The organism is Acidovorax sp. K2F, from assembly GCF_025246485.1.
Lineage (GTDB): Bacteria > Pseudomonadota > Gammaproteobacteria > Burkholderiales > Burkholderiaceae_C > Acidovorax > Acidovorax delafieldii.
In genome coordinates, this window is the sequence record NZ_JAOBSQ010000035.1 from 1 (window position 1) to 14,211 (window position 14,211).

Genomic DNA, 14,211 nt, shown 5'->3' on the forward strand with positions numbered 1-14,211 from the left:
CACCATGGGCTGCACCGAGCCCAGTGCAAACCCGAGCAGCACCGAACACGCGCCCATCGCCAGCGCGCTGTGCAGCAGCGGGTAGACGCCAAACAGCACAGCCGTAGCGACCATGGCGCCCGCCACCACCACCCGTTCGCGCAGGCGCTCTGCCACGATGGGCATGAGCACGCGGATGACGGCAGCGGCAATCGCAAACGCCCCCAGGATGGAGCCAATGACGGACGCAGACAGGCCCCGCTCGTGCCCCAGCAGCGGGACCACGAAGGTGTGCACGTCCCAGCACGAGGACAAGATCCAGTTGACCAGCAGCAAGCGGCGAAACGGAGGTTCGTTCATCAGGTCCCACGCGCGCTGCGGGGGGCCGCCCGCGGCGGCAATCACGGGCGGTAGCTCTACCGTGTCTCGCACCCAGAACCAGGTGAGCAGGGGCAACACCGCCATCAGGGCAAAGGCGGCGCGATAGCCCTCGGTACTGCCCGCAGCACTGCCCGCGTTGTCGATCATGAGCCCCGCGCAGAAAGGCCCGATGAAGTTGGACACCGCAGGCCCGATGGCCAGCCAGCTGAACACCTGCTTGAGCTGCGTGGCGTCGTGCGCAGCGCGCCCCACATGGCGCTGCAGTGCAATGGTGGCGGCCCCGGTGGCGCCACCGGTCATCAACGCAGCCACACACAACACCGGAAAGACGGGGAACACCAGCGCCAGCGCAGCCCCTGCCGATGCAAGGGCCACAGCGTAGCCCACGGGGCGCTTCAAGCCGTGCCGGTCCGCATAGCGCCCTGCGGGCAAGGCCAGAAAAACCTGCGTGAGTGCGAACAATGCCAGCAACACCCCCACGGCTGCTGCACTGTGGCCCTCGCGCAGCGCCAGCAGTGGCGCCGCCAGTCGCATGCCTGCCATGCAGGCGTGCACGCAGATCTGCCCCGCAATCAGGCGCGCCAGGGCCCAGTTCACGGCAGGTCGTCCTCGGAATCCAAACCAGGCAATGCCGATGGACTGGCCCCTGCCAGCGGCACGGCTGTGTCGGGCGCAGGCAGGTCCTGCACATCCCGCAGCTTGCGCTGGATGGCGCGGGTGCGCACACCCACCTCGTCAAACTTCTTGGCGGCGGCGTCAATGGACTTTTTGGTGGCCTCGACCACGTCGCCAAACTTGGCGAACTCGGTCTTGACCATGCCCAAGAGGCTCCACACCTCGGACGAGCGCTTTTCGATCGCCAGTGTCTTGAAGCCCATTTGCAGGCTGTTGAGCATGGCGGCCAGGTTGGCCGGGCCGGTGATCATCACGCGGCACTCGTTCTGCACCGCTTCGACCAGGCCGGGGCGGCGCATCACCTCGGCAAACAGGCCCTCGGTGGGCAGGTAGAGCACGGCGAAGTCGGTGGTGTGTGGGGGCGACACATACTTGGCAAAGATTTTCTTGGCCTCCAGCTTGATCGACGTCTCGAACGCATTGCCTGCCGACTGAATGGCTGCCTTGTCCGCCGCGTCCTGCGCGTCCAGCAGGCGCTGGTACTGCTCCACGGGGTACTTGGAGTCGATGGGCAGCCACACCGGATGCTCGTCGCTCTTGCCGGGCAGGCGGATCGCAAACTCCACCAGCTCATCGCTGCCCGGCACGGTCTTGACGTTGCGCGCGAACTGGTCGGGCGTGAGCACGTTATCGATGATGGCGCCCAGCTGCATTTCGCCCCAGGTGCCGCGCGACTTCACGTTGGTCATCACGCGCTTCAAGTCGCCCACGCTGCCCGCCAGGGTCTGCATTTCGCCCAGGCCCTTGTGCACTTGTTCGAGCCGGTCGCTCACCAGCTTGAACGATTCGCCAAGGCGCTGCTCCAGCGTGGCATGCAGCTTTTCGTCCACCGTGCGGCGCATTTCTTCGAGCTTGGTGGCGTTGTCGGCCTGAATGGCGGCCAGGCGCTCGTTGAGCGCGGTGCGCAGCTGCTCGGCGTTGTGCTGGCTGCCCTGCACCAGCCCGGTGAGCTGCTGTGACACGGCGTCTTGCAGCACCGCAAACTGGTTCTTGATCTGAAAGCCGTTGGCTTCGAGCTGGTCCTTGAGCGCTTGCGACATCACTCCCAGCTGCGACTGGGTGTCGCTCTTGAGCGAATCGAGCGTGAGGCGTGTGGCCGCATCCAGGGCCGTGAGGCGCTGCTCCAGCCGCGCCTCGAATACGCCAAAGGCAGCCAACAGCTCGGCGCGGCCGTTGCGGGATTCGGCCACGGCCTGGGCCAAGCGTTCGTCCACGGCATGGCGCAGTGTCTCCAGCGTGGACTGCGTGGTCTGGGTAAAGCCGCGCAGCTGCTGCCCCATACCGTCCAGCGCGCCATCATTCTTGGCCACCGCAATCTGCGTCGCCTGTGTGGTTTGCTCCAGCGACTGCAGGCGTGCCAGCCACTCGGGCGGCAGGTCCACGCGGGGACGGCGCAACAAGAGCACCACGAGAAGGACCAGCGCCAGTGCCAGCGCCGCCAAGAGAACAAGTGTGTCAGTGGCCAAGGTTTACTATGTTTTTGATAGCTATCAGCGCATGATTGACTAGCGCATCCGGTCGAATGGGCCCAAAATCCCGCATCAGCGCAGGGTGGAGGGCTGATTCACCGGCGTGAGCGGCCCCCGCCCGTCAAAGAAGGCAATCAGGTTATCCGCCGCCAGGTTGGCCATGGCGCGCCGGGTAGGCACCGTGGCGCTGGCAATGTGCGGCGTGAGCACCACGTTGGGCACTGTCAGCAGGTCGGGGTGCACGCTGGGTTCACCCTCAAACACATCCAGCCCCGCCGCCGCAATGCGACGCTCGCGCAGGGCCACAGCCAGCGCAGCGTCGTCCACGATGCCGCCACGCGCAATGTTGACGAGCGTCGCCGTGGGCTTCATCAACGCCAGCTCGGCCGCGCCGATGGTGTGGTGCGACGCGGGCGTGTAGGGCACCACCAGCACCACATGGTCTGCGGTGCGCAGCAACTCGTCCTTGCCCACGTAGGTGGCCTTGCATTCGGCCTCCAGCTCGGCCGACAGGCGCGAACGGTTGTGGTAGACCACCTTCATGCCAAAGCCGTGCGCGCCGCGCTTGGCAATGCCCTGCCCGATGCGGCCCATGCCGATGATGCCCAGCGTGCTGCCGTGGATGTCGCTGCCCGCGAACATGTCGTAGCTCCACTTGGTCCACTTCCCGGCACGCAGGTAATGCTCGCTCTCGGTCATGCGGCGGGCCGTGGCCATCAGCAATGCAAAGCCGAAGTCGGCGGTGGTCTCGGTCAGCACATCGGGCGTGTTGGTGCCCAACACACCCGCGGCGGTCATGGCATCCACGTCAAAGTTGTTATAGCCCACGGCCATGTTGGCGCAGACCTTGAGGCGCGGCGCAGCGGCCAGCAGTGTGGCATCGATGCGCTGGCTGCCGGTGGTCAGCACCCCGTCCTTGTCGGCCAGGCGCGCAGCCAACTCTTGCGGGGTCCAGATCACGTCGTCGGGGTTGGCCTCCACGTCAAAGTGCTCGCGCAGGCGGTCCACGATGTCAGGAAAGATCGCGCGGGCGACCAGGATGCGGGGTTTGCTCATAGCGCTCAAAACTCTTGTCAACGGAACCAGATGAAAGTCATGACGATAAAGAGCGGCACCAGAATGCCCCCCGACCACAGCATGTAGCCGAAGAAGCTTGGCATCTTCACGCCGCGGTCTTCGGCAATGGCCTTGACCATCATGTTGGGCGCGTTGCCGATGTAGCTGTTGGCACCCATGAACACCGAGCCCGCTGAGATGGCGGCCAGCGTGGGGGCCAGGGTGGTCATCAGCACGGCCGGGTCGCCCCCGGCGGTGTTGAAGAAGACCAGGTAGGTCGGTGCGTTGTCAAGGAAGGAGCTGAGCAGCCCGGACGCCCAGAAGTACATGGCCGGGTCGGGTGTGCCGTCCGGCCGCGTGACGGCGGACACCACGGCACCAAAGGGGCCATTGACGCCCGCCTTGAGCATCGCGATCACCGGGATGATGGTGAGGAAGATGCCCGCAAACAGCTTGGCCACTTCCTGCATGGGGCCCCAGCTGAACTGGTTGTCTTCATGCACCTGCTTGGGCGTGATGCGCAGGGACACCAGCGCCACGATGATCAGGCCCACGTCCCGCACGATGCCGGGCAGCCCCACCTCGGCCCCGGCGATGGTGAACGCCACCTGCGACTTCCAAAGGCCACTCAGCAGCACCAGCGCCACCACCACACCCAGCAGCGCAAAGTTGGCCTTGCCGTCAAAGCCGATGGCTTTGGTGTCGGGCGTGGGGTCGGCCCTGAGCTCCTCTTCGCGCCGGTGGTAGTACCAGGAATCCATCACGAAGAAGATGGCCAGCAGCGAGCCCACCAGAAAGAGGGTCTCGGGGAAGATGTGGCTTACCGTCCAGAAGAAGTCCACCCCCTTCAGGAAGCCCAGGAACAGCGGCGGGTCACCCAAGGGTGTGAGCGAGCCCCCGGCGTTGGACACGATGAAGATGAAAAACACCACCACATGCGCCGTGTGCTTGCGGTTGTCATTGGCGCGGATCAACGGGCGGATGAGCAGCATCGACGCTCCGGTGGTGCCCATGACGCTGGCGAGCACCGCGCCAATGGCGAGGATGGCCGTGTTGAGCGCCGGGCTGCCATGCAGGTTGCCCCTGATGTAGATGCCCCCCGCCACGGTGAACAGCGCGGTGAGCAGGATGACGAACGGAACGTATTCGGCCACCAGCGAATGCACAAAACTCGCGCCCGCCGCGCCCGGGCCAAACACCAGCGCAAACGGCACCAGAAAAGCCAGCGCCCAACCGGCTGCGACCTTACCAAAGTGGTGGTGCCAGAAGATGGGCGCCAACAGCGGCATCAAGGCAATCGACAGCAGAATGCCGGCAAAGGGCACGCCCCACAGCACTGACAACGCACTGCCATCAATATCGGCCGCCAGTGCCAGTCCCGGCAACGCCGCCAGTAGGCCGGCCACTGCCAGCCCGCGCGAAAATTTCATGGTTCTTGTCTCCGTCTCATTGCTAAAAATCAGGGGACGCAGGGCCATGGCACCTGCGGGGCACGGTCACACCGGCGAAGGGATATCAAACACCTGGCGCAGGTAGGCCAGGTACTTCTCGTCATCACACATGCCCTTACCCGGCGTGTCCGACAGCTTGGCCACAGGCTGGTCATTGCAGCGCGTCATCTTGATGACGACCTGCAAGGGCTCATGGGCAGGCGGGCTGCCGAGGTCATTGGTCAGGTTGGTGCCGATACCAAACGCGAGCTGGCAGCGACCCCGGAACTGCTGGTACAGCTCGATGGTGCGCGGGATGGTGAGCGCATCGCTGAAGATCAGCGTCTTGGTCAGCGGGTCCACGCGGTTCTTGCGGTAGTGGTCCAGCAAGCGTTCACCCCAGGCAAACGGGTCGCCGCTGTCATGGCGGGCGCCATCGAACAGCTTGCAGAAGTACAGGTCGAAGTCGCGCAGGAAGGCGCTCATGCCGTACACGTCCGACAGCGCAATGCCCAGGTCACCCCGGTATTCCTTGGCCCACATCTCGAAGCCAAACACCTGGCTATCGCGCAGCCGCGGGCCCAGCGCCTGGCAGGCCTGCAGATATTCGTGCGCCATGGTGCCCAGGGGGGTCACGCCCAGCTTCATCGCGTACAGCACGTTGCTGGTGCCTGCGAACTGCCCGGGGCCGGCGGGCGCACCTGGGCGGCGGTCCCCGGTACCGAGGCGTGCCACCAGCACGCGCAGCACTTCCTCGTGCCAGGCGCGGCTGAAGCGGCGGCGCGTGCCGTAGTCGGCAATCTTGAGGTCGGACAGGCCCTCGCCCTGCAGCAGCGCAATCTTGGCGTCGAGACGGCGGCGGCCTTCCGGAAAGTCGGGCACCTTCTGCGTGTTGCGAAAGTACACCTCGTTGATGATGGCCAACACCGGGATCTCGAACAGGATCGTGTGCAGCCAGGGCCCGCGGATGGTGATGTCGATTTCGCCGTTGTGCTGGGGCACCACGGTGATGTACTTTTCGTTGAGCTTGAACAGGCCCAGAAAGTCCACGAAGTCGCTCTTGATGAATCGCAGCGATCGCAGGTAGGCCAGCTCGGCATCCTGAAACTGCAGGCTGCACAACGAACGGATTTCGTCGCGGATCTCGTTGGCAAACGGTGCCAGCTGCACGCCGGGGTTGCGGCACTTGAACTTGTACTCGACCTGCGCCCCGGGAAACTGATGCAGCACCACCTGCATCATGGTGAACTTGTACAGGTCGGTGTCGAGCAGGCTGGTGATGATCATGGACAGGGCACGCCTCAGAAACCGCGCACGCTGGGCACGCGATGCTCCGGCCGCAGACCGGACGATAAAGCCGCAAAGTGTAGGCCATCACGGCGCCCGGTGCGCGGCACTGCGGGCGGCGTCAGCCAGGGTTCAGCCGCTGCCGGAAATTCAGGCTGTTCAGGGCCCAGGTGCAAATTGCGCCAGCGCTTGGTGCTATCAAATCAGTGGCAACGGCATGCGGCCGCCGATCAGCCGCCAATCAACGACCCATTAGCCAGGCATGACCAGCGCCTGCAGCACATTGCGCAATGCATCTGGCACGGCCACCGGGCGGCGGGTTTCGCGGTCCACGTACACATGGATGAAGTGCCCCGCCGCCGCCGTCAGCGGCTCGCCCTGCGCAAACAGGCCCACCTCGTAACGCACACTGGAGCCCCCCAGCCGCGCGACGCGGATGCCAGCCTCCACTGTCTGCGGGAACGCCAGTGGCGCAAAGTAATTGCATTGGGTCTCGATCACGAGGCCGATGGTTTCCCCCGCGTGGATGTCGAGCACGCCCTGGTCGATCAGGTGGGCATTCACGGCGGTGTCAAACCAGCTGTAGTACACAACGTTGTTCACATGGCCATACACATCGTTGTCGGCCCAGCGCGTGGTGATGGGACGGAACACGGGGTAGGCGCTGCGCGGCTGCGGAGCCGGGCGGACCGGTGCGGAAGAAGCGACGGGAGAGGGGCTGGCGGCAGAGGTCATGGCCGCACATTCTGCCAGCGCTGGTGGTACTGCCAGGCCACGCGCCAGGTGGTGAGCTGCGCCTGCAGTGTGTCCTCCAGGTCGTTGCCGTAGCCGCCCGCCATCACGAACACCGTAGGAATGCGCCGCTGCCAGGCCCAGTCAAATACCCGCCGGTCGCGTGCCTCCAGCCCGTCGTGGGTGACGGCGAGACGACCCAGGCGGTCGCCCACGTGGGGCTCGGCCCCCGCGAGATAAAACACCAGGTCCGGTTTGCAGCGATGGTCCAGAGCCTCCAGGGCCTGGTCCAGGGCGTGCAGGTAGTCGTCGTCAGCGCATCCGTCTGGCAGTTCCACGTCCAGGTCACTCGGCTCCTTGCGAAAAGGAAAGTTGCGTGCACCATGCAGCGACAGGGTGAACACGCTGTCGTCGCCCCGGAAGATATGGGCCGTGCCATTGCCCTGGTGCACATCCAGGTCGATTACCGCCACCTGCAGCGGCCAGCCCGATCCATCGTTCAGGTGATCGGCTTGTGCCTGCCGGGCAGCCACCGCCACGTCGTTGAACACACAAAAGCCACTGCCCTTGTCGGCATACGAGTGGTGGGTGCCACCAGCCAGGTTGCCAGCCACACCCTCGCGCCAAGCGGCGCGGGTGGCCGCCAGAGTAGCGCCCACCGAGCGGCGAGCGCGCTCTGCCATGGCAGGACTCCAGGGAAACCCGATCTCCCGCAGTGCGGCGGGCGCCAGCGTGCCCTGGGCGATGGCGTCGATGTACTGCGGGCTGTGCACCCGCACCAGTGCCTCATCCGATGCTGGCAGGGCTTCTTTCAACAGCACGTCAGGCAGGTGCCGGGCGATCCGGTCGCGCAGCATGCGGTACTTGACCATGGGGAAGCGGTGACCATCCGGCAAAGGCAAGACGAAGTGGTCGGCGTAGTAGGCGTGCATGACGCAATTGTGGCAAGCCGGGGATTTCTGGGTGATCGTGTCTAATTTGCTGCAGCGCAGCAAAAAGCCCTTGCAATAGCGCTGCAAGTCCCTAAAATTCAACCCATGCTGCACTGCAACATGATCCAACAGGTCAAGGTCAGCGCAGATGTCTGTGAACCACCCGGCCCCCTGGGCCCTCATTTTTAGGAGATATGACATGTCGCTGACCGCAGAACAAATCCTGGCATCCCACAAGGCCAACATCGAAACCCTGTTTGGCTTGACCACCAAGGCTTTCGAAGGCGTGGAAAAGCTGGTCGAACTGAACGTGACCGCTTCGCGCGCTGCCCTGTCCGAAGCCGCCAACCACACGCAAGCCGTGCTGGGCGTGAAGGACGCACAAGAACTGCTGGCCCTGCAAGCTGGCCTGTTCCAGCCCCTGGCTGAAAAGACCGCCGCTTACAGCCGCCACCTGTACGACATCGCATCGGGCACGGGCGCTGAGTTCGGCAAGGCTTTCGAAGCCCAGGCCACCGACGCACAGAAGGCTTTCACCAACCTGGTGGACAGCGCCGCCAAGAACGCCCCCGCCGGTTCCGAAACCGCTGTGGCCGTGATGAAGAGCGCCGTGTCTGCCGCCAACAACGCGTTCGAGTCGGTACAAAAGGCTGTGAAGCAAGCGTCTGATGTGGCTGAAGCCAACTTCAACGCCGTGGCCAACACCGCTGCCAACGCTGCCAAGACGGCCGCTCCCCGCAAGCGTTAATCGCCCTACCTGCGGTCTGGAGTGCAACCTCTAGGCCGTGTTCAGGGAATACCCTGATAATTCAACCCATGCGCTGCTGACCTTGTCTACAGCGCCTCAGTTGTCTCCTTGGATCCTCTCGAAATCCCCGTTTCAAGGATCCTTTTAAAGCCCGGTTTTACGACCGGGCTTTTTTTTGGCCTGACCACCCACAGGCCGCAAGCGTGGGAACGGGCCCGCGCGGCGAACCGATCTTTTTACGGTGGTCTGGCATCCACGGCATGCGGCCCTTGCGCCACCTCAAACCCGGACCCGAAATCCGGCCTTTGCGCAAGACATTGATCAAGAATAATTCGCGTTTGCTTTATCATTGACACAGTTTCAACCCCGAAAGACGCAACCCATGTCGAAGACTGTGAAAGCCTTGTTGGGCGCTTGTGCGCTGGCCGCCGCTGCAGGTGCCGTGCATGCCCAGGAACAAGTGGTCAACCTCTACTCGGCCCGCCACTACTCCACCGACGAGGCCCTGTACACCGGCTTCACCAAGGCCACGGGCATCAAGATCAACCGTGTGGATGCTGACGATGCCGGCATCCTGGCCCGGCTGAAGGCAGAAGGCGCTGCTTCTCCCGCTGACGTGATCCTGCTGGTGGACGCTGCCCGCCTCTACAAGGGCGAGGTGGACGGCCTGTTCCAGCCCATCCAGTCCAAGGTGCTGAACGATGCCATCCCCGCCAACCTGCGCAGCCAGCCGGCAGCGGACGGCGGTATCTCGTGGTTTGGCCTGTCCACCCGTGCGCGCGTGATCGTCTACAACAAGGTCAAGATGCAAAAGTCCGATGTGGACACCTACGAAGAACTGGGTGACCCCAAAAACAAGGGCAAGCTGTGCATCCGCTCCGGCTCGCACCCCTACAACCTGAGCCTGTTCGGCGCGGTGACGGAACACATGGGCGAACAAAAGGCCGAAGCCTGGCTCAAGGGCATGGTGGCCAACCTGGCCCGCCCGCCCAAGGGCGGCGACACCGACCAGATCAAGGCCGTGGCCGCCGGCGAGTGCGATATCGCCGTGACCAACACCTACTACCTGGCGCGCATGATGCGGTCCAACAAGCCCGAAGACGTAGCCGTGGTCAACAAGGTGGGCGTGGTGTTCCCCAACCAGGAATCCTGGGGCACGCACCTGAACATCGCTGGCGGCGCAGTGGCCAAGCACTCCAAGAACCAGGCCAACGCCATCAAGTTCCTCGAATACCTGGCCAGCCCCGAGGCACAGAACTACTTTGCGAATGGCAACAACGAGTGGCCTGCAGCCAAGGGCGTGGCGCTGGACAACCCGGCACTCAAGGCCATGACCGGTGGCAAGCCTTTCAAGAGCGAGACCATCCCGATCAGCGCGGTGGGTGCAAACACCACCAAGGTGCAGCAGATGCTGGACCGCGTGGGCTTCCAGTAACCTGCCCTGCCCTCACCCACCACAAGCCCGGCCTGGTCCGGGCTTTTTTTCGCGTTCAGCACGGCAGGGAGATGCGCCATAATTGACGTTTACGTTAACGTCACTTACTGGAGACAACCATGGACATCCAAGGCAAGGTATTCATCGTCACCGGCGGCGCATCGGGCCTGGGCGAAGGCACGGCACGCATGCTGGCCGCCCAGGGCGGCACCGTGGTCATTGCCGACATGCAGGCCGAAAAAGGCGAGGCCGTAGCCAAGGAAATCGGCGGCGCGTTCGTGAAGTGCGATGTGAGCAACGAGACCGACGGCCAGGCCGTGGTGGCCAAGGCCGTGTCGCTGGGCAAACTGGTGGGCCTGGTGAACTGCGCCGGCATCGCCCCTGCCGAGAAGACCGTGGGCAAGAACGGCGCGCATGCGCTGGCCCTGTTCAGCAAGACCATCACGGTCAACCTGATCGGCAGCTTCAACATGATCCGCCTGGCCGCTGAGGCCATGAGCAAGAACGAGCCAGAGTCCACCGGCGAACGTGGCGTGCTGATCTCCACGGCCAGCGTGGCTGCCTATGACGGCCAGATCGGCCAGGCCGCTTATGCAGCCTCCAAGGGCGGTGTGGTGGGCATGACCCTGCCGATTGCCCGTGACCTGGCACGCAACGGCATCCGCAACATGACCATTGCGCCCGGCATCTTCGGCACCCCCATGCTGTTTGGCATGCCGCAAGAAGTGCAGGACGCGCTGGCCGCTGGCGTGCCCTTCCCCAGCCGGCTGGGCACCCCGCAGGACTACGCCAAGCTGGTGCGCCACATCCTTGAGAACGACATGCTCAATGGCGAGGTGATCCGTCTGGACGGCGCCATTCGCCTGGCTCCACGCTGAGCTGGGGCAGAAGTCAAAGAGGCATACCTGAACGCTACTCTTTCGATAGCATCTCAGGCATATTCCTCTGGCGCATGGCGCCGGTTTGGTACCAAAACAGTCCACCAGGAGCCTGCACAGGCCACGGGACTGCCGCGAGCCAAACCCTTTGCTGATACCCACACCGCCGCGCTCACAACGCGGCGGTTTTCTTTGGGCGGTGACTCTCGTCTCGACCTCCGGCCCTCTCAACCCAATACCGCGTGGCCCTGGGTGAGAAGCCCCTGCAAGTCGGCGGCGGGCACGGGGCGGCTGAAGTGGTAGCCCTGCCCCGTGTCGCAGCCCAGTCCCAAAAGCACATCGCGCTGCGCAACCGTCTCCACACCTTCGGCGATGGTCTCCAGACCCAGGCTTTGCGCCAGGCCGATGATGGCGCGCACGATGTGGGGCGCACTGGGGTCTTCACCCAGATGGCGCACAAACGACTGGTCGATCTTGAGCTTGTGCACCTTGAGCCGCTGGATGTAACTGAACGACGAATACCCGGTGCCAAAGTCGTCGATGGACAGTTGCACGCCCAGGTCATACAGCTGCCGCACGATGGCAATCACCTGCTCCGGAGCATCCATGGCGATGCTTTCGGTCAGCTCCAGCTCCAGCATCTGCGGTGGCACGTCGCTGTCGGCCAGCGCCCGTCCCACCATGTCCACCAGACCCGGGTGGCGAAACTGGACCATCGACAGGTTCACCGCCACCACCAACTCGGTATGGCCTGCATCACGCCACTGCCGGGCCTGGGCCAGCGCAGTGCGCAGCACCCATTCGCCGATGCCCAAAATCTGGCCGCTGCTCTCTGCTACCGGGATGAATTCCGCCGGACTGACAGCGCCCAGCTCGGGGTGCGTCCAGCGCAGCAAGGCCTCCACGCCCACCAGTCGCCGATCCTTCAGCCGGATTTGTGGCTGGTAATGCAGTGTCAGCTGGCCCAGCACCAAAGCACTCCGCAGGGCGTTCTCGATTTGCAGCACCCTGAGCGACCGGGCCTGCATGTCCGCCGAGAAGAACCGGTAGGTGTCACGCCCGGACTCTTTGGCACGGAACATGGCCGCGTCGGCGCGCTGCGCCAGGGTCTCGAAGTCACTCCCATCCTCGGGGTACATCGCAATACCGATGGAAGAAGTCACCACCAGCTCGTGGTGCTCCAGCTTGCAGATACGGCGCACCTGCGCCTGCAGCTCATCGGCCACATGGGCTGCCTGCTGCGCATCGGTGAGCGGCAGCACGATCACGAACTCGTCCCCGCCTTGCCGCGACACCGTGTCTTCATCGCGCACCACCGACTGCAACCGGTGTGCGATCTCGATGAGCAAGCCGTCCCCTACCTGGTGACCGAGCGAGTCGTTCACATTCTTGAAGTGATCCAGGTCCAGGTACAGCAGCGCGAGTTGATGGCCGCTGCGTTGCGTCAGTGCAAGGGCCTGGCTGAACCGGGACGCGAACATCGTGCGGTTGGGCAGGCCCGTCAGCGCATCGAAGTTGATCAGCTTGCGGATGCGCTCCTCGTCACGCCGACGTTCCGTCACGTCCTCTTGCACGGCCAGGTAGTGGGTGATGCGACCCTGCTCGTCGTGCAGTGGCGAGATGATGGCGGACTCGTTGTACTCGCCTCCGCCCTTGCGCCGGTTCACGAACTCGCCGCGCCACGGACGGCCTGACGTCAAATGCGCCCACAGGTCGGCATACACGCTGGCTGGCGTGGCCCCTGCGCTGAGCAGGCGCGGGTTGCGGCCTATCGCCTCCTCGGGGCTGTAGCCCGTCGTGGCGGTGAACGCAGGGTTCACGTATTCGATGTTGCCATCAGCGCCCGCAATGAAGATGGAATTGGGCGCCTGCTCCACGGCATGGCGCAGCTTGCGCAAAGTATCGAGCGTCTGAACGCGCTGCGTGATGTCACGCGACAGCACCACAAAGTGATCGTCCGCTTCATCGTCCATCACCTTGCGCGCCACAGACAGCTCAAACCAGTGCTTGCCATCAGGCAAGTCCAGCGCGTACTGGAAGTCACGGGCCAGGCCCTGGTCAGCCGCCGTATCGATTGCAGCCTGCGCTACCGCTGCGGCCGCTGGGGGCAAGATGTCGTGGATAGAGCGGCCCACCACCTCGCTGGCTGGCATCAGCAACAGCTCGGGCTGGCGCGTATGGATCTGCACGTAGTGGCCATCGCGGGTCACCTCGAACATCAGGTCGGGCACTGCATCCAGCACAGCGCGCATGGCTTTGTCGGACTGCTTGAGCACCCGATACGGCGCCTCAATGGTGCCCACAAAGATGGCCCGGTAGAGGTAGTAGTACCCCACCACCTTGTATATGTGGCCCAGCAGATTGAATGGATCGGTAGCGATGATGTAGAACGTGAAAAAGAACTCGCTCAGTGCCATCACCCACACGGCCGCGAAGAGTCTGGCCACATCAAAGGCGGCACGCTCCCGCGCCCAGTGCAGCAGCACGCCCAGCGATGCTGCATACAAGGCCACCACGCCGTACTCGGAGGCGATCTTGAACGGCGTGAGCCCCTGGGCGTCATAGGTCTGCGGGTACCACTGAGGAAACCAGAACACAACAGCATGAATGGCGGCCACTGCAGCCAATACCAGCATCAGCACAACAAATCTGCCAGGGCCGGGTGCGGCCGCATCGCCAGGCACGCGCCAGTGCAGCGTCACCGCAGCCAGGAGCGTCAGCGCCCCCAGGTATCTGGCGGGCAACCAGAAATTGATGCCTTTGGCTACCGAGTTGGGCGTGATGTAGTCGGGCATGCCGGCAAATGACAGCATGTGCGAAAAATCCAGGATCGCCACGCCCAGGAAGCCGCAGGCCAGGATGAGCACGTTGCGCTGCGGATTGAGACTGTGCGCCTTCCATCCCACCGCAAACACCAGGGCAGACACTGCAATAGACAGCGTCTCCAGCACTTGGTGCAACGTGAGGTAATGCCCCACCCGCTGTGGGCTGACCACAGAAAAATAGACCCACGCTGCGATCACCCCACCGGTTAACAGGGAAAGCACCGGCGCCACGGCTTTGAAGCTGGCCAGGTGCTGTGGGTGGATCTGCAGCCGAATAAGGTTCATGGGCGCTGGATGGATCTGTGAGGCCCGCCTGAGCGGTATGGCGGCGTGGCCGGGTACCGACGATTCTTGCACAGGCCCCACCACTTGTAACAGGTCGAA

The 14,211-nt window shown here is 63.9% G+C and carries 11 protein-coding genes; 3 read left to right on the forward strand and 8 right to left on the reverse strand.

The window, feature by feature from the left end; translation table 11 throughout:
- From N4G42_RS12445 to N4G42_RS12475, 7 genes are all read right to left on the reverse strand, one after another.
- Window positions 1-957, reverse strand: a 957-nt coding sequence (locus N4G42_RS12445; RefSeq protein WP_260667377.1) for an MFS transporter, incomplete at its 3' end; no start/stop codon positions are given.
- The gene (rmuC, locus tag N4G42_RS12450; protein WP_260667378.1) at window positions 954-2,501 is read right to left on the reverse strand and encodes a DNA recombination protein RmuC; all 1,548 of its coding nucleotides are present in this window, start codon (window positions 2,499-2,501) and stop codon (window positions 954-956) included. The genes rmuC and N4G42_RS12445, both read right to left, overlap by 4 nt.
- 75 nt (window positions 2,502-2,576) lie before the next feature.
- Complete coding sequence (locus tag N4G42_RS12455) at window positions 2,577-3,560, reverse strand: 2-hydroxyacid dehydrogenase (protein WP_260667379.1); 984 nt, start codon at window positions 3,558-3,560, stop codon at window positions 2,577-2,579.
- A 17-nt stretch (window positions 3,561-3,577) separates the two neighbouring features.
- Window positions 3,578-4,990 (reverse strand): sodium:proton antiporter, encoded by a 1,413-nt coding sequence (locus N4G42_RS12460; RefSeq protein WP_260667380.1) that lies wholly within the window; start codon window positions 4,988-4,990, stop codon window positions 3,578-3,580.
- Between the two features lie 66 nt (window positions 4,991-5,056).
- Entirely contained in the window at window positions 5,057-6,277 is a 1,221-nt protein-coding gene (gene pncB / locus N4G42_RS12465; protein WP_056063706.1) for a nicotinate phosphoribosyltransferase, read from the reverse strand.
- Window positions 6,278-6,529: 252 nt separating this feature from the next.
- Complete coding sequence (locus tag N4G42_RS12470) at window positions 6,530-7,012, reverse strand: acyl-CoA thioesterase (protein ID WP_260667381.1); 483 nt, start codon at window positions 7,010-7,012, stop codon at window positions 6,530-6,532.
- Window positions 7,009-7,941 (reverse strand): histone deacetylase, encoded by a 933-nt coding sequence (locus N4G42_RS12475; protein ID WP_260667382.1) that lies wholly within the window; start codon window positions 7,939-7,941, stop codon window positions 7,009-7,011. Before N4G42_RS12475 ends, N4G42_RS12470 begins: the two co-directional genes overlap by 4 nt.
- A 199-nt stretch (window positions 7,942-8,140) precedes the next feature.
- Between N4G42_RS12475 and N4G42_RS12480 the strand changes: the two genes are divergently transcribed.
- The 3 genes from N4G42_RS12480 (at window position 8,141) to N4G42_RS12490 (ending at window position 11,002) form a co-directional block, all read left to right on the forward strand.
- Complete coding sequence (locus N4G42_RS12480; RefSeq protein ID WP_056063715.1) at window positions 8,141-8,689, forward strand: phasin family protein; 549 nt, start codon at window positions 8,141-8,143, stop codon at window positions 8,687-8,689.
- Window positions 8,690-9,071: 382 nt separating this feature from the next.
- Complete coding sequence (locus N4G42_RS12485) at window positions 9,072-10,124, forward strand: extracellular solute-binding protein (protein ID WP_060986320.1); 1,053 nt, start codon at window positions 9,072-9,074, stop codon at window positions 10,122-10,124.
- Between the two features lie 119 nt (window positions 10,125-10,243).
- Complete coding sequence (locus tag N4G42_RS12490; RefSeq protein ID WP_260667383.1) at window positions 10,244-11,002, forward strand: 3-hydroxyacyl-CoA dehydrogenase; 759 nt, start codon at window positions 10,244-10,246, stop codon at window positions 11,000-11,002.
- Window positions 11,003-11,229: 227 nt separating this feature from the next.
- On the opposite strand, the gene N4G42_RS12495 is transcribed toward N4G42_RS12490, so the two are convergent.
- Window positions 11,230-14,112 carry an EAL domain-containing protein gene (locus N4G42_RS12495; protein WP_260667384.1) on the reverse strand — a complete coding sequence of 961 codons (2,883 nt, stop codon included), beginning with the start codon at window positions 14,110-14,112 and terminating at the stop codon, window positions 11,230-11,232.
- Window positions 14,113-14,211 lie beyond the last annotated feature (99 nt).

Bases quoted from the DNA above. Each gene is read 5' to 3' on its own strand.
- N4G42_RS12495 (WP_260667384.1), bottom strand. From the start codon at position 14,112: ATGAACCTTATTCGGCTGCAGATCCACCCACAGCACCTGGCCAGCTTC.
- N4G42_RS12490 (WP_260667383.1), top strand. From the start codon at position 10,244: ATGGACATCCAAGGCAAGGTATTCATCGTCACCGGCGGCGCATCGGGC.
- N4G42_RS12475 (WP_260667382.1), bottom strand. From the start codon at position 7,941: ATGCACGCCTACTACGCCGACCACTTCGTCTTGCCTTTGCCGGATGGT.
- N4G42_RS12480 (WP_056063715.1), top strand. From the start codon at position 8,141: ATGTCGCTGACCGCAGAACAAATCCTGGCATCCCACAAGGCCAACATC.
- N4G42_RS12460 (WP_260667380.1), bottom strand. From the start codon at position 4,990: ATGAAATTTTCGCGCGGGCTGGCAGTGGCCGGCCTACTGGCGGCGTTG.
- N4G42_RS12470 (WP_260667381.1), bottom strand. From the start codon at position 7,012: ATGACCTCTGCCGCCAGCCCCTCTCCCGTCGCTTCTTCCGCACCGGTC.
- N4G42_RS12455 (WP_260667379.1), bottom strand. From the start codon at position 3,560: ATGAGCAAACCCCGCATCCTGGTCGCCCGCGCGATCTTTCCTGACATC.
- pncB (WP_056063706.1), bottom strand. From the start codon at position 6,277: ATGATCATCACCAGCCTGCTCGACACCGACCTGTACAAGTTCACCATG.
- N4G42_RS12485 (WP_060986320.1), top strand. From the start codon at position 9,072: ATGTCGAAGACTGTGAAAGCCTTGTTGGGCGCTTGTGCGCTGGCCGCC.